The organism is Streptomyces sp. NPDC033174 (assembly GCF_055577795.1).
The window spans coordinates 857,052-872,212 of the sequence record NZ_JBVIPQ010000001.1; the positions used below are offsets into that span (position 1 = coordinate 857,052).

Here is a 15,161-nt window from a genome sequence, read left to right on the forward strand (position 1 = left end):
CGTAGAAGCCAGCACGAAAAAACAAGGAAACAGCACCACCCCCCCCCCCCCGCCGCCCCCCCCCCCCCCCCCCCCGGCGCGTGAGCGGGTGTGCTCTAGAAGGGGTCGAACTCGTCGTACTCGCGCTGGGCGTCGTCGCGCTCGGCGTCGCGGTCCCGGCGGCGCTGGGCCGCGGGGCGCGGGGCCTCCAGGCGGTGGTCCTCGCCACGGCGGCCGAGCATCTCGGCGCCGGCCATCATGCTCGGCTCCCAGTCGAAGACGACCGCGTTGTCCTCGGCGCCGATCGCCACGCCGTCGCCCGCCCGGGCGCCGGCCTTCATCAGCTGGTCCTCGACACCGAGCCGGTTGAGGCGGTCGGCGAGGTAGCCCACGGCCTCGTCGTTGTTGAAGTCGGTCTGGCGGACCCAGCGTTCGGGCTTCTCGCCGCGCACGCGGTAGATGCCCTCTTCCTCCTCGAACGTGACCGTGAAGCCCGCGTCGTCGACCGCCTTCGGGCGGATGACGATCCGGGTCGCCTCCTCCTTCGGCTTGGCCGCGCGCGCCTCGGCGACGATGCCGGCCAGGGCGAAGGAGAGCTCCTTCAGACCCGTACGGGCAACGGCCGAGACCTCGAAGACCTGGTAGCCCCGCTCCTCCAGCTCCGGGCGGATCATGTCCGCCAGGTCCTGGCCGTCCGGGATGTCGATCTTGTTGAGGACGACGAGACGCGGGCGGTCCTCGAGGCCGCCGTACTGCTTCAGCTCCTCCTCGATGACATCGAGGTCGGAGACCGGGTCGCGCTCGGACTCCAGAGTCGCCGTGTCGAGGACGTGCACGAGCACCGAGCAGCGCTCGACGTGGCGCAGGAACTCCAGGCCGAGGCCGCGGCCCTGGCTCGCGCCGGGGATGAGGCCGGGAACGTCCGCGATGGTGTAGACCGTCGAGCCGGCCGTGACCACGCCGAGGTTCGGCACGAGGGTGGTGAAGGGGTAGTCCGCGATCTTCGGCTTGGCGGCGCTCAGCACGGAGATCAGCGAGGACTTGCCGGCGCTCGGGTAGCCGACCAGCGCCACGTCGGCGACGGTCTTGAGCTCCAGGACGATGTCCCGGGCCTCGCCCGGCTCGCCGAGCAGCGCGAAGCCGGGGGCCTTGCGCCGGGCGGAGGCCAGCGCGGCGTTGCCGAGGCCGCCGCGGCCGCCCTGACCCGCGATGAAGGTGGTGCCCTCGCCGACCAGGTCGGCGAGCACATTGCCCTGCTTGTCGAGGACGACGGTGCCGTCGGGCACGGTCAGGACGAGGTCCTGGCCGTCCTTGCCGGAGCGGTTGTCGCCGGCGCCGGGCTGCCCGTTGGTCGCCTTGCGGTGCGGGGAGTGGTGGTACTCGAGGAGTGTGGTGACGGACTGGTCGACGACCAGGATCACATCGCCGCCACGGCCGCCGTTGCCGCCGTCGGGGCCGCCGAGCGGCTTGAACTTCTCCCGGTGAACGGAGGCACAGCCGTGGCCTCCGTTACCCGCGGCGACATGCAGCTCGACGCGGTCCACGAAGGTGGTCATGTTCAGTGCCTCCAGTTACTTACATACGTGCGAAATGTTCTGAGACGTGCTGCGTCTCCATAACAACAAGCAAAGGGCGGACCTGCTTCCCGTACGTCGTACGGAAAGAAGGTCCGCCCTCGCGAAGAAAACCGTCTACCGGGCCTGGATCAGGCGACGGGAACGATGTTCACGACCTTGCGGCCGCGGAAGGTGCCGAACTGCACAGCACCGGCGTTCAGCGCGAACAGCGTGTCGTCGCCGCCACGGCCGACGCCCGAACCCGGGTGGAAGTGGGTGCCACGCTGGCGGACCAGGATCTCACCGGCGTTGACGACCTGACCGCCGAAGCGCTTCACGCCGAGCCGCTGAGCGTTGGAGTCGCGACCGTTCCGAGTGGACGATGCGCCCTTCTTGTGTGCCATGTCTCCTCAGTCCCTTACTTCGCAGCCGCGGGGATGCCGGTGACCTTGATCGCCGTGTACTGCTGGCGGTGGCCCTGGCGACGGCGGTAGCCGGTCTTGTTCTTGTAGCGCAGGATGTCGATCTTGGCGCCCTTGTGGTGGTCCACGACCTCGGCCGTGACCTTGATACCGGCCAGGACCCACGGGTCGCTGGTCACGGCGTCGCCGTCGACAACGAGCAGGGTCGAGAGCTCGACCGTGTCGCCAACCTTGGCAGTGGAAATCTTGTCAACCTCAACGATGTCGCCGACAGCAACCTTGTGCTGGCGACCACCGCTGCGCACGATGGCGTACACGCGGATCTCTCTCTCGCTCGAACGGGAACTCCTGATGCCAGCCGCTCACGCAGGCCAAGGGCCCGCGGCTCTCCGGATGGGGTGAGCGGCCTCTCCAGGCCGAAGCCGGAGGGAGGTGCTCAGGAGCTGGCGCGCATGGAAACACGCCGACGGTCAAGGTTACGGGCCGGGCTGCGGAGGGTCAAACCGGGTCGGCGGGCGTCCGAACGGGTGGTGGGCGGGGAGCAACTCCCCGGGGGTCGTCCGGAAGCGTCCCGGATACACCGGTTCCCCGCCCGCCGACCGGTCTGGACCGTGCTCGGACGTCATGCCCGTATAAGGGGCCGTACCGGGAACCGACCCGTCGGCGATACCCTCGGGAAGGGGTTCCACTCGGGTCCGATTAACCGTACGGTCCGTGTCCCTGCCTCGATCGTGGAGCTGCATCTTGCCGACACCTGACATGCGCGATGAACGGTTCACGACCATCGCCCGCTGGGCCATATCTCGTATGTCCCGGTCGGAGCGCCCGGTCATCGCGGAGCGGCTGCTCGGTTACGCGGGTCAGCGGATCCAGGACCCCCGGGTGAGAACCGAGCTGCTGGTGGAAGGTGCCGAGGCGCGCCTGGCCAAGGGCCATGTGCCCCGGCATCTCTTCAAGGCGTACGCAGCCCAGCTGGAGCTCGCCGACGAGGACCACGAGGCCGGCCGCTGGGCCGCCGCGTCGAGCTCCGCCGCCAAGGCGCTGCTGCTCGCCTTCCACCGGGTGCCGCACGTCGACGGGCTCACCTCGCCGCTGGCCGAGAATCCGGGCCGGTTCACCGCGCCGCTGCGCCAGAGCCGTACCGCGCGCGCCCTGCGCAAGCCCAGGGGCCGCAAGGAGTCCGCGGCCACCCCGCCGGCCGACCGGCCGCTGCGGCTGCTCGTGGCCCACCACGGCAACGACAACTTCCTCCGTCCCGTCCTCGAGCACTACGCCGAGCACGCCGGGGTGGAGCTGCGGACCCTCGACACCGCTGCCGATCCGGTGCTCGCGCCGCTGGCCAAGGGCGTGGGGCGGATGATCCAGCGGGCGCTCGGCAGCCAGCCCGACTACGGCCGCCAGGTCGAGGAGGCGCTGCGGCCGCACCTCGACTGGGCCGATGTCGTCTTCATCGACTGGTGCGCGGTCGCGGCGGCGTTCTTCACCCTCGTCGATCCCGGGCCGACCCGGATCGTCGTACGCCTGCACAGTTACGAGGCCTTCAGCCACTGGCCGCACATCATCGACTTCTCCCGCGTCGACGACCTCGTCTTCGTCAGCGAGCATCTGCGCGACTTCTGCGTCGCGGCGATCCCCCGGCTGAAGGAGAAGGGGGCGCCCCGGCTGCATGTCGTCGACAACGCGGTGCGGCTCGGCCCCTTCGTCAGGTCCAAGACGCCCGGGGCGCGCTTCACGCTCGGCATGGTGGGCGTCAGCCAGGTGGCGAAGGATCCGCGCTGGGCGCTGGAGGTCCTCACCCTGCTGCGGCAGAGGGACGAGCGCTACCGGCTCCATCTGGTGGGAAGTCCGATGCAGCCGGACGCCGGTCCGGCGGCGGCCCGCTATCACCGGGCCTACCAGCGCGAGCTGTCGCGGCTGGAGGCGGCCGGCGCGGTGCGGCAGGTGGGACAGACCGACGACGTGGCCGGCGCGCTCACCGAGGTCGGTGTCATTCTGAGCAGCTCGGTGCGGGAGAGCTGGCACCTGGGCCTGGTGGAGGGCGCGGCCAGCGGCGCCGTGCCGGTGGTGCGCGACTGGCCGTTCTTCGCCGACAGGCCGCACGGCGCCCGCGCCCTGTTCCCCTCCCCGTGGGTAGTGGGGACGCCCGCCGAGGCGGCGGCGCGGATCGTGCAGGTCACGGCGGACGAGGACCACTGGCTGAAGACCGGCCACGAGGCGTCCGAGCACGCCCTGGTCGCCTGGGACTGGGCGAATGTGAAGAGCCACTTCGACCAGCTGATCCTGGGCGCGGGCCGGGACGTATGCTCGACCGGCGAAGACGCCCTCGGAAAGGCAGCAGAGTGAACTACAGGGTCCAGCCCACCGCCCAGGTCGACGAGAGCGCCGAGATCGGGGCCGGCAGCAGCGTCTGGGAGCTCGCCCAGATCCGTGAGAAGGCCCGGCTGGGCGAAGGCTGCGTGGTCGGCCGCGGCGCCTACGTCGGTACCGGCGTGCAAATCGGCGACAACTGCAAGCTGCAGAACTACGCGCTGGTGTACGAGCCGGCCGAGCTCGGCAACGGTGTCTTCATCGGCCCCGCCGTGGTCCTGACCAATGACCACAACCCGCGCTCCGTCGACCCCGAGGGCAAGCAGAAGCGCGGCGGCGACTGGGAGGCCGTGGGCGTCAAGATCCTCGACGGCGCCTCCATCGGCGCGCGGTCGGTGTGCGTGGCCCCGATCACGATCGGCCGCTGGGCGATGATCGCGGCCGGCGCGGTCGTCACCAAGGACGTACCGGACTTCGGCCTGGTCGTCGGTGTCCCGGCGCGCCGAATCGGCTGGGTGGGCCACGAGGGTGTGCGCCTGGTCGAGCGCGAGGGCGAATCCGGTGTCTGGGAGTGCCCCAAGTCGGGGCGCCTGTACGCGGAGAAGGACGGCGTGCTCACCGAGGCGTAGTCCGCCCGGCGGGACGCGACCCGAGGGGGCCTCTCTTGAGGCCCTCTTTTCGTATGTACGCATAGGATGGCCGGGTTCCGGCGCCCCGATCCAAGCGAGGCCGACACATGCCCCAGACCGACGTCCAGGCTCCCGGCCCCCTGGACACGACGGCCACCACGGCCCCGAAGCCCGCGGACAGCGCTCCGCAGGCGCCCAGGACGGCCCGTCCTCGGCTGTACGCGCTCGACGCGCTGCGCGTGGTCGCGGCGATGTCGGTGTTGATATTCCACTTCACGGGCGTCGACGCGGCCACGAAGGCCAACTGGGGCGTCAACCCGAAGGAGCTCTTTCCCTGGCTCTTCCCGGTGACCTCGTACGGGTCCTACGGCGTCCAGCTGTTCTTCATCATCAGCGGCTTCGTCATCTGCCTGTCCGCCTGGAACCGGACGCCGGGGCAGTTCGTCCGGGCCCGCTTCCTGCGGTTGTTCCCCGCCTACTGGTTCTCGGTGCTCATCGCCTTCGCCGTCTGGCGCGCACTGCCGGACGGCCAGCGCAAGTCGCCGAGCATCAGTGACTCACTGACCAACCTGACGATGTTCCAGGTGCCGTTGTCGGCACAGCACCTGGTCGGCGCGTACTGGACGCTGTGGGTCGAGCTCACCTTCTACCTGATCTTCCTCGTGGTGCTGTGGAAGGGCCTCGACTACCAGCGCGTCACCGTCTTCAGCTGGGTGTGGCTGCTGGCCAGTGTGCTGGTGCAGCAGGACAAGGACGTGCCGCTGCTGGGCATCTTCGCGCAGCCGCTGAACACCGCGCTGTTCGTGGCGGGCATCGCGATGTACCTGATGTACCGGTTCGGCCCGGATCTCAAGCTCTGGGGCCTGCTCGGGGCGAGCTGGCTGGTGATGCAGAGCGACCTGGTCGAGCACGCCGACGGCCTGCGCGACAAGGGCTACGACCGCGACCCTTACATCGCGCTGGCCCTGGTGACCGTCTTCTACCTCCTGGTGCTGGGCGTGGCCCTGCACAAGTTCGACCGGCTCAACTGGAAGTGGCTGACCACGGCGGGCGCGCTGGTCTATCCGCTCTACCTCCTGCACGAGGAGCTGGGCTGGGCGATGATCCGCAAGCTGTACGCGCACATGGGCGCCTGGCCGACGCTGGGCATCACCACGGCCGCGCTGATCGTGCTGGCCTGGCTCACGCACAAGCTGGTGGAGAAGCCGGCCCAGAACTGGCTGCGGAAGGCCCTGGACCGCGAGGCACTCAACCGGGCCGACAAGTCTTAGACTTGGTTCCGTTTCCTGTGACCAATCCGTGTCCGATTCCTGAAGAAAGTTCGGACCCGGAGTAAACCCACTCCGCGCGTTTTCCCGTCCTACCTCCCGGAGTTCATTCAGGAGGTAGCTCATGTCGAAACCGCCACGCCGTACAGTGCTGGGCCTGTTCGGAGTCGGGACAGCCGGGGTGGCGACCTACGCTTTCCGCGGCAACCTGATTCCGGGGCAGAGGGAAGCGGAGGCCGCCGAGCCGTCCCCCCAGCCCGTGGAGCCCGCGGCCGACGTCGAGCCCCCGCGCACCATCGCCGAGGAGAACCGGCTGGCGGGGTCCAAGGACTGGATTCCCAACGACAAGATCCCCATGGCCTCGGGCGACCGCAGCGGCGACATCATGGGGTACGCCTCGACCACGTCGGTGGGCCAGGGCGAAGTCATCTCCTTCCATGTCTCCGTACGCAGCGCCCCCACCTACCGGATCGCCGTCTACCGAATAGGCGACTACGGCGGCGCGGGCGCCCGCCTGATGACGACGAGCGACACGCTGCGCGGCCTGCGCCGCCCCATCCCCGAGTCGGACCCGCGGACCGGCGCCATCGAGTGCAAGTGGCCCGTCTCCTGGCAGCTGCGCGTCCCCGCGAGCTGGATGTCCGGCCTCTACCAGGCCGTGTTCACCGCCGACGACGGCTACCGCAGCAGCACGCCCTTCGTCGTCCGCGAGCCCCGGCGCACCTCCGACATCCTGTGCGTCATTCCCTTCGCCACCTACCAGGCCTACAACATGTGGCCGAAGGACAAGCGCATCGGCAAGAACCTCTACCGCGGCTATCTGCCCGACGGGAAGCTCGGAGGCGCCGAACAGCGGGCGTTCAAGGTCTCCTTCGACCGGCCCTACAGCGGCGCCGGCACTCCGAGCTGGTTCAACATGGACACCGCCTTCGCCCGCTGGCTCGAGGCGAGCGGCCGTGATGTCACCTACGCGAGCAGCCTTGACCTGCACGACGGAACCATCGACCCGTCCCAGTACGGCGCGGTCTTCTTCCCCGGCCACGACGAGTACTGGTCCCGGCCGATGTTCGACTCGGCCAAGAAGGCCGTCGACGCGGGCAAGCACCTCGCGTTCCTCGGCGCCAACAACGTCTACTTCCACGTCCGGATGGAGCCGTCCTCCACGGGCGTCACCAACCGGCTCATGGCCTGCTACAAGTCGGCGCCCGACCCGACGCCCGACGCGGCGGGACCGACCTCCCGCTGGCGGGAGATCCACAAGGACCGGCGGTTGGCCGAACAGGGGCTGCTCGGCATCCAGTTCAACGGCATCGTGCAGATCGACCGCCCGGCGCCGATGATCATCAAGGAGGCCACCCACTGGCTGTGGGCGGGCACCGGACTGCGCGAGGGCGACAAGCTCCCCGGGATGGTCGGCATCGAGGCGGACGCCTACGACCCGAAGTCCCCGAGCCCGCAGGGCGCCCGGCGAACGCTGCTCGCGGTATCCCCGTACACCGACCGCCGCCCGGGTGTCACCTGGCCGACGATCCAGCACACCGCCCTCACCGAGTACCCGAACGGCGCCATGGTGTTCGCCGCCGGGACCTTCCACTGGCCGCTCGCGCTGGTCGACGACGACCTGTACTTGAACACCAGGGTCAAGCAGCGCGCGCCCCGTGAGGCCCTGCGCAAGGCGACCGACAACCTGATCAACCGGATGCTGCAGAAGCGCGTGTAGGGAAGACGACGAAAGGGCCCCGCCGGCTGCTGCCGGGCGGAGCCCTTTGCCGTCACTTCTTGTCGTGCCGGGACCTGGGAGCGTCAGCCGCCGATGACGACGCGGCGCACGCCCTCCCAGTTGGCCGGGTCCGTCGTGCGGCGGCCGTCGACCAGGACGGTGACGTCCGGCAGGTCGGATGCGGCGAGCTCGCGGTACTCGGCGTGGTCGGCCTGCAGGATCGCGGCGGTGACCGTCTCGCCCTGGTGCGGGGTGAGGCCGTGCGCGGCGAGCTCCTCGGCGGTGTACATCGGGTCGGAGACGAACGGCACCGCGCCGCGCGCCTTCAGTGCCTCCACCGTGCCGAAGACGCCGGAGAAGGCGGTCTCCTTGACGCCACCGCGGTAGGCGGCGCCCAGCACGAGCACATGGACGTCCTTGAGGTCGCCGTACGCGGCGGCCAGCAGGTCCACGGCGTACTCGGGCATCGCGGCGTTGGCCTCACGGGCCGAGCGCACGACGGTGGCCTCCGGGTCGTTCCACAGGTACATCCGGGGGTAGATCGGGATGCAGTGGCCGCCGACGGCGATGCCCGGCTGGTGGATGTGGCTGTACGGCTGCGAGTTGCAGGCCTCGATGACCTTCTTGACGTCGATGCCGTTCTTGTCGGCGAAGCGGGCGAACTGGTTCGCCAGGCCGATGTTGACATCGCGGTAGGTGGTCTCGGCGAGCTTGGCGAGCTCCGACGCCTCGGCGGTGCCCAGGTCCCACACGCCGTTCGGCTGCGGCAGGTCCTCGCGGTCGTCGAAGTCCAGCACCTGCTCGTAGAACTCGACACCGCGAGCCGTGGACGCCTCGTCGATGCCGCCGACGAGCTTGGGGTAGCGGCGCAGGTCGGCGAAGACGCGGCCGGTGAGCACCCGCTCCGGGGAGAAGACCAGGTGGAAGTCCTCGCCGGCGGTCAGGCCGGAGCCCTCCTCCAGCATCGGCGCCCAGCGGGTACGGGTCGTGCCGACCGGCAGGGTGGTCTCGTACGAGACCAGCGTGCCGGGCTTGAGGCCCTTGGCGATCGCCTTGGTCGCGGAGTCCATCCAGCCGAAGTCCGGCGTGCCCTCGGCGTCCACGAAGAGCGGGACCACGACGACGACGGCGTCGGACTGGGCGACGGCGGCGGCGGTGTCGGTGGTCGCGGAGAGCAGCCCGGCGCCGACCGTCTCCTTGAGCAGACGGTCGAGGTCGAACTCGCCGGGGAAGGGCTCGACGCCGGCGTTGACCAGCTCGACGACCTTCTCGTTCACGTCGGCGCCGATGACCTTGTGGCCCTTGGCGGCGAACTGCACGGCGAGCGGCAGGCCGATCTTGCCGAGCGCGACTACACAGATATTCATCGGATTACTTTCCTCTTCAACCGGGACAGCAGGGGGCGCAGCCGCATGCGCAGCGAGGGTGACGGCTCCCACAGCGGGGCTGTGGTGATCACCAGTCGGCCCTTGGGGTTCGAATTCGCCGAGGCGCGGTAGGGGACGGTCTCCCGCCAGCGGCGGGCGAGCGGCAGCGGCAGACCGCGGGTCTGGATCGGAATCTCGTAGGTCGAGCCTGCCAGATCCAGATGGACCCGCGCGCCGAGGGTGGCTTTACGGGGCGGCAGGGGCACGGTGGCGCGCAGGGTGGTACTCCGGCCGTCGGGGTCCGTCTGCTGGGTCGATTCGCCCACGACGGGAGGGAGTTCATGCCCTGCGGGGAGTCTTCGGCCACCGGGCTTGTCGGCGCTCTTGGGCATCGCGCCCGAGATCAGCCGCAGGGCCGCCGAGGAGGTGTCACCGGTCACACCGAGGCGCACCGCGAGGGACAGGGCCAGGTCGCCGTTGTTCTGTTCCCACTCGGCCGACACCAGGTGCGTGACGCCGGCGAGCCGGGCCGCCACGCTCTCGCCGATGACCTCGAAGTACCGGTCGGGCAGGCCGAGGGCGTCCCGGAAGCCGGGGTAGCGGACGAACGCGCGGTCGTGTTCCAGCAGGAAGCCGGCGCCTCCGTGCAGCGTGTCGAGCTCGATCGCCTCGACCAGTTCGTCCACGGCGCCGCGCTGGGCGAGGGCGATCCGCACCCGCCGCTGGACGTCCATCGAGTCACGCAGCGGCTCGGTGAAGTACTCGTCCGCGAGCGCCGCGATGCCGGCGCACACCTCGTTCCGGGTCTCCCGGTCCAGGGCCGGGAAGTCGTCCTGGACGAGCTTGGCGAGCTCCCAGGTGAAGTGGCGCTTGAAGAGGGCGTCGCGCTGCGGTCCCGCCTCGACGAGCCCGGCCGCGTGCTTCATGATCTTCGCGGTGCAGCGCAGCCGGGAGAGATGGTTCGCGCGGTAGGTGATGTTGCTCGCGTCGCCCCGCTTGACGGCGTAGTAGAACGTGTAGTCCGACAGGACGGAGATCTTCCGGGCGCGGACGCAGGCCTCGATGGTGAACGGCTGGTCGCTGCCGACCGGCACGTCCTCGGGGAAGCGCAGACGGTACTTCTCCACCAGCTCGCGCCGGAACAGCTTGGTGTTGGCGAGGGTGAAGGGCAGCGCCGAGTCGTACAGGCTGACGTCCGGGTCGTTCTTCTTGTACAGCGCCTGGTGGACGTAACGGCCGTTGGTGCCCACCATCTTGCCGACCACGACATCGGAGTCGTGGGTGTCGGCGTAGCCGACCAGACGCTCCAGCGCTTCCTTGCCCAGGTAGTCGTCCGAGCCTATGAAGTAGACGTAGCGCCCGGTGGCCACGTCCAGCGCGCGGTTGCTCGGCGCCGCGGGGCCGCCCGAGTTGGCCTGGTGGATCACCTTGACCGTGTCGGGGTAGCGCTCGGCGAAGCGGTCGAGTTCGGCGCCGCTGTCGTCGGTCGAGCCGTCGTCGACCGCGACGATCTCCAGCCGGCGCCGGCCGATGCTCTGCCCGATGAGGGAGTTCAGGCACTCCGTCAGGTAGGGCATCGTGTTGTAGACGGCGACGACGACGGTGACGTCGGGGGTGGTCGTCACGATCCCGCCTTGGAGGAACCGCCGGGGACCAGGCGCGTGTAGAGCGCGTCCAGCACCTCGGCCTGCGCCTCCCACGTCCAGGTGTCGAGCAGACCCGGCTTGTCGTAGGCGGCCTTGTAGCGCTCGGGGTCGGCGAGGACAGCCTTGATCGCACGTACGAGATCGTCGATGTCCTCGGCCCTGCAGACCTCGCCCTGGCCCGTGGAACGGGTCACCTCGGACATGGTCTTCACATCGCTGACGACCAGCGGCAGCCGGGCGTGCGAGTACTCGAAGAACTTCGTGATCAGCGCGATCTCGTGGTTCGGCCAGTGGTGGATCGGGATGCAGCCGACGTTGGCCGCGGACAGGAAGCGCACCACCTGCCAGTGCGGGACGTACGGCACCGCGTGCAGACGGTCACCGACTCCGAGCTCCTCGGCACGGCGCAACAGGCCCTGGATGTACCCGGCCGCGGGGGCGGGCACGACGAACGCCATGTGGACGCCGTCCAGCTTAGGCAGGGCCTCCACCATGTCGCCGAGGCCGCGCTGGGGCCCCGGCGAGCCGCTGTAGACGACCAGCGGGACGTCCGGGCCGATGCCGCACAGGGCGCGCAGGTCCGGGACCGGCTCGCCGTCCTCCAGCGCCGGGTCCGTCTCGACGGGCCTGTCGGGCGCGTTGAGGACCACCGTCGGCTGCTCCTTGAGGCCGTGGCGCTCGCGCAGCAGGTCGCCGAGGCCCTCGGAGACGGTGACGACGGCGTCGGCGTACGGAGCGAACTCGCTCTCGTGCGCGGTGTTGCCGGGGATCCAGTGGGCGTTGTCCTCCCAGGGGCGCACCCCGGGCAGGTACTCGTGGGCGTCCCAGACGAGCTTCACCTGACGGCCGGCGGCCCGGGCCCGAACGGCGGCGCGCGCGCCGACACCGAGCATCCGGAAGTCGTTGGCGTGGATCAGGTCGGGCTTGAGCGCGTCGATCTCCTTGCCGTACGTCAGCTCGTAGTCCCACAGGACCGGTTCGAGCCGGCGCCAGGCGCGGTTGCCCTTGGTGGCCTTCCAGGTCGCGGTGAACGCGCGGTCCAGCGGGCCGCGCAGGGCGCGGCCGGCCTTCTGGGCCTGGCTGGTCTGGCGGGAGCGGAAACCGACCCACTTCTGCATGAACTTGGACGCGGGACCGGCCACCGCGAGGCGGGCCTTCTCCGTCTTGCGGAACAGCGGCGAGCCGACGGCGTCGGGAACCACCCGCAGGGCCGCGCGTCGCGTCGCGACATCGGCGCGCCAGGCCCGCGCCCACTGGCGCCGGTAGGCGGCGAGGGGGCCGGGCGGGTAGGCGAGCGGGCGGCGCAGCAGCGAGCGGTGGCGCTCCGCATGCCGCTTGGCCAGCGGGGTCTTCAGCGGCAGCAGCCGGACCTCGGCGTCGCCGAGCTTCCAGCTGCGTCCGTTGCCGGAGCGGACGAGACCGAGGAGGACCACGTCCCAGCCGGCGGCCGCGGCGGACTCGGCGGCCTTCTGCACCCGGGAGTCGCCCTCGACCTTGTTGTCGACCAGCATGACGACGCGGCCCTTGGTGGGGCGGGGCGCGCCGGCACTCTGCGCTTCCATGAACAGCCTTTCTGGACCGGTCACTTGAGGAAACCGCTCAGAACCTGCGCGGTCCAGGTTCCGTCGTGGTAGGTACGGGCGAACTCCACCGAGTCACGGCCGATCCGGGCCGCGTCCTCGCGGTCGGCGAGCAGGGACTCCAGGACCTCGCGGAGGTTGTCCGGGGTGGCGTTGACGATGGGCAGAGCGCCCTGCGTGACCGCCTTGACCTCGTCGCTGATGTAGCCGACGACCGGGCGGCCCGCCGCCATCGCCTCGACCGCGAAGGTGCCGTAGCTGCCGGTGGTGAACTGGTCGAGCACCAGGTCGCAGCTCTGGACCAGCTCACGCATCTCGGCCCACGGGATGCCCTCGGCGAGCTTGAACTCGATGACGCCCTTGTCGTGGAGCTCGGTGAGCAGGGGCATGATCCGGTCGGTGCCCTTGGTCCAGCGCTTGGACGGGGCGTGCAGCACCACCGGGCGCTCGCGCTCCATGACCGGGTGCTCACTGGCCCAGGACAGCACGTCGACGACGAGCGGAGCCCAGGTGGCCGTCGGCAGGTCGTCGAGCAGGTCGGGGGTAGTGACGAACAGCGGCAGCCCGCTCTCGTCCGCGATCCGCTTGTTCAGCTCGGCCTTGGCCTGGAGCTTCTCGGCGATGCCCTCGGGGGCGTCGTGGAACAGCGAGAACGCGTGGCGCCGCATGTGGTTGCCGGGATGGCGGATGTCACTGCCGTGGGCCAGCAGGCCGACCTTCACCTTGGCCTGCTTGAGTGCGGCGAGGTCCCCGGCCACGGAGGAGCCGTTGAGGTAGCCGAACACCGGCATGAAGGCGTCGACGAGGAGGTGCGTGTAGCGGCCGACGACCCGCTCGACCTGCTGGAACTGCACCTCCAGCTCGCGCAGCCGGGTGGCGTCGACATAGACGTCGGCCGGGTAGTCGAAGGAGTCCGGGCGCTTGTTCATCACGACCTCGACGGACACGTCGGGGTTGATGCGCGTGATCGCCTGGGCGTACGCGGCCGCCTGGCCGGCGTAGTTGGCCGGGCCGAGGCCCAGCTTGACCCGGGTGGCACCGAGCTTCTTCCAGACCGGCTGACCGTCCGGGGTGGTGATCTCCACCGTACGGACGGCTCCCGGGGTCTCCTGGACGGTCCACGACACGTCGGTGCGCGGGCCGGGCGGCGTCTTCTTCGACAGCTCGCGGTACAGCTGCATGAGACGGCCGCTCTGCTCCTCCCACGACAGCTCGGTGAGGATCTCCTCCGTGATGCGCTCGGCGAGCTGCTCGCGGTTCTCCATCGCCCGGGCGGCGGCCACGGCGAACGTCTTCGGGTCGTCCCAGGTGAAGACCTCACCCAGGCCGTGCTCCTCGACGTACGCCTTGATGACCTTCACATCGCTGGTGACCAGCGGGAGCCGGGCCTGGAGGTACTCCGACACCTTCGTCGGCAGCGAGACCTCGCAGTTGGGGACGCGCTTGAAGGGCGTGAGGCCCAGGTCCGCGGAGGAGAGGTAGTCGGCGACCTCGTGCTGCGGCACGTACGGCACCAGGTGGATACGGTCGCGTACCCCGAGGGTCTCGGCGTGCGCGAGGAGCTCCTCGAGCAGCGGCGTCGTCCGGCCCACCACCAGCGCCAGGTGGAAGCCGGGAAGCTCCGGCAGGCCGTCGATGACGGCGTCCACACCGCGCTCGCGGCCGATCCAGCCGGAGTAGACCATGAGCGGCACGTCGGGGCCGAGGCCGCACGCCTCGCGGACGGAGGACTTGGCCTTCCCGCCGCCGATCACCTCACGTACCGGCGAGTTGCCCACGACCAAAGGAAGCTTGCGCAGCTTGTGGTCGTTCTTGAGCAGCTCCGCCATCTGTGTGGAGACGGTGACCACCGCGTCGGCACGGCCGATGAACTCGGCCTCCATCGCGGGCAGCGCGTACGCCTGACGGGCGTTGGGCCATTCGACGCCCTTGATGTACTCGTGGGCGTCGTACAGCCAGGCACAGCGATGCCCCACGGCGGCGAGCCGGGCGGCGCTGCGCGCGGCCGTGACGATCATCGTCGCGTCATTGGCGTGGATGACGTCCGGCTTGATCTTCTCGAGCACCGGGCCGAAGGCCAGGTCGAGATCGGTCACCTGCGGCCAGTCGAGGCGCCAGTCGCGCACCGGAGCGGGGTCCTTGGGCCGGCGGCGCTGCTCCCACTTGAACGCCCGGACGCGGAAGCGGTGCACGGCCCGGCGCGCCCGCAGCATCGCCTTGAGCGACGCGCGGCGCGGGGTACCGGCCCAGATGCTCTCGGAGGACTTCTCGCGGACCCAGGCGCGGTACGCCGCCGTGTAGCGGTTGAGCGCGGCCTGGTCCTGCAGATGGAACTGGGTGGCGGCGGCGCGCAGCGGGTGGGCCTTGCGGGCGTTCACCGCCCGGAGGTATTCCGTGCCCACGGGAACCCGGATCACGTCGATCGGGCCCATTTTCGAGTGCTGGACGCGCTTGGTGTCGCTCCTGCCCACCAAGGTGACGTCCCAGCCGTCTCGCGCCGCAGCGACAGCGGTCTTCTGAACGCGAGAGTCGCCCGTGATGCCGTTGGCGACGATCACCGCGAGCCTCGGCCTGCGGGCAGGGGATTCCATTACGTACTTCCTCCGGGTGGGACAGGAGTTCGGCGTCCCCGGCCCCCTTGCGGACAAGGGAACCGGGGACAAGCGGCGGGGTCCGCGCCGAGGTGG

The 15,161-nt window shown here is 70.0% G+C and carries 11 protein-coding genes; 4 read left to right on the top strand and 7 right to left on the bottom strand.

From position 1 onward, the window contains the following. Positions 1 to 95 precede the first annotated feature (95 nt). The 3 genes from obgE to rplU form a co-directional block, all read right to left on the bottom strand. The gene (gene obgE, locus ACZ5VC_RS04000) at positions 96 to 1,535 is read right to left on the bottom strand and encodes a GTPase ObgE (RefSeq protein WP_469118512.1); all 1,440 of its coding nucleotides are present in this window, start codon (positions 1,533 to 1,535) and stop codon (positions 96 to 98) included. A gap of 149 nt (positions 1,536 to 1,684) precedes the next feature. Continuing rightward, positions 1,685 to 1,939, bottom strand: a complete 255-nt coding sequence (gene rpmA, locus ACZ5VC_RS04005) for a 50S ribosomal protein L27 (RefSeq protein ID WP_468705879.1) — start codon at positions 1,937 to 1,939, stop codon at positions 1,685 to 1,687. Positions 1,940 to 1,953: 14 nt separating this feature from the next. Then, positions 1,954 to 2,274, bottom strand: a complete 321-nt coding sequence (gene rplU, locus ACZ5VC_RS04010; protein WP_015033583.1) for a 50S ribosomal protein L21 — start codon at positions 2,272 to 2,274, stop codon at positions 1,954 to 1,956. Between the two features lie 427 nt (positions 2,275 to 2,701). Here rplU and ACZ5VC_RS04015 point away from each other — a divergent pair, with 427 nt between their 5' ends. From ACZ5VC_RS04015 to ACZ5VC_RS04030, 4 genes are all read left to right on the top strand, one after another. Then, positions 2,702 to 4,300 carry a glycosyltransferase gene (locus tag ACZ5VC_RS04015; RefSeq protein ID WP_469118513.1) on the top strand — a complete coding sequence of 533 codons (1,599 nt, stop codon included), beginning with the start codon at positions 2,702 to 2,704 and terminating at the stop codon, positions 4,298 to 4,300. After that, a complete protein-coding gene (locus ACZ5VC_RS04020; protein ID WP_469118514.1) occupies positions 4,297 to 4,893 on the top strand; it encodes an acyltransferase in 597 nt (198 codons plus the stop codon). Before ACZ5VC_RS04015 ends, ACZ5VC_RS04020 begins: the two co-directional genes overlap by 4 nt. Before the next feature lie 107 nt (positions 4,894 to 5,000). Beyond that, a complete protein-coding gene (locus tag ACZ5VC_RS04025) occupies positions 5,001 to 6,164 on the top strand; it encodes an acyltransferase family protein (RefSeq protein ID WP_469118515.1) in 1,164 nt (387 codons plus the stop codon). Between the two features lie 178 nt (positions 6,165 to 6,342). Next, positions 6,343 to 7,881 carry a N,N-dimethylformamidase beta subunit family domain-containing protein gene (locus ACZ5VC_RS04030; protein WP_469118516.1) on the top strand — a complete coding sequence of 513 codons (1,539 nt, stop codon included), beginning with the start codon at positions 6,343 to 6,345 and terminating at the stop codon, positions 7,879 to 7,881. Positions 7,882 to 7,964: 83 nt separating this feature from the next. Here the strand turns inward: ACZ5VC_RS04030 and ACZ5VC_RS04035 are convergent, their stop codons facing one another. The 4 genes from ACZ5VC_RS04035 to ACZ5VC_RS04050 are packed head-to-tail and all read right to left on the bottom strand — an operon-like array spanning position 7,965 to position 15,065. After that, positions 7,965 to 9,248 (bottom strand): nucleotide sugar dehydrogenase, encoded by a 1,284-nt coding sequence (locus ACZ5VC_RS04035; RefSeq protein WP_469118517.1) that lies wholly within the window; start codon positions 9,246 to 9,248, stop codon positions 7,965 to 7,967. Continuing rightward, positions 9,245 to 10,825, bottom strand: a complete 1,581-nt coding sequence (locus tag ACZ5VC_RS04040; protein WP_469118930.1) for a glycosyltransferase family 2 protein — start codon at positions 10,823 to 10,825, stop codon at positions 9,245 to 9,247. Before ACZ5VC_RS04040 ends, ACZ5VC_RS04035 begins: the two co-directional genes overlap by 4 nt. Before the next feature lie 44 nt (positions 10,826 to 10,869). Next, on the bottom strand, positions 10,870 to 12,456 hold the full coding sequence (locus ACZ5VC_RS04045) for a glycosyltransferase family 4 protein (RefSeq protein ID WP_469118518.1): 1,587 nt from the start codon (positions 12,454 to 12,456) through the stop codon (positions 10,870 to 10,872). A 20-nt stretch (positions 12,457 to 12,476) separates the two neighbouring features. Further along, positions 12,477 to 15,065, bottom strand: a complete 2,589-nt coding sequence (locus ACZ5VC_RS04050) for a glycosyltransferase family 4 protein (RefSeq protein WP_469118519.1) — start codon at positions 15,063 to 15,065, stop codon at positions 12,477 to 12,479. Positions 15,066 to 15,161 lie beyond the last annotated feature (96 nt).

Bases quoted from the DNA above. Each gene is read 5' to 3' on its own strand.
- ACZ5VC_RS04025 (WP_469118515.1), top strand. From the start codon at position 5,001: ATGCCCCAGACCGACGTCCAGGCTCCCGGCCCCCTGGACACGACGGCC.
- ACZ5VC_RS04045 (WP_469118518.1), bottom strand. From the start codon at position 12,456: ATGGAAGCGCAGAGTGCCGGCGCGCCCCGCCCCACCAAGGGCCGCGTC.
- ACZ5VC_RS04050 (WP_469118519.1), bottom strand. From the start codon at position 15,065: ATGGAATCCCCTGCCCGCAGGCCGAGGCTCGCGGTGATCGTCGCCAAC.
- rpmA (WP_468705879.1), bottom strand. From the start codon at position 1,939: ATGGCACACAAGAAGGGCGCATCGTCCACTCGGAACGGTCGCGACTCC.
- ACZ5VC_RS04040 (WP_469118930.1), bottom strand. From the start codon at position 10,825: ATGCCCTACCTGACGGAGTGCCTGAACTCCCTCATCGGGCAGAGCATC.
- ACZ5VC_RS04035 (WP_469118517.1), bottom strand. From the start codon at position 9,248: ATGAATATCTGTGTAGTCGCGCTCGGCAAGATCGGCCTGCCGCTCGCC.
- obgE (WP_469118512.1), bottom strand. From the start codon at position 1,535: ATGACCACCTTCGTGGACCGCGTCGAGCTGCATGTCGCCGCGGGTAAC.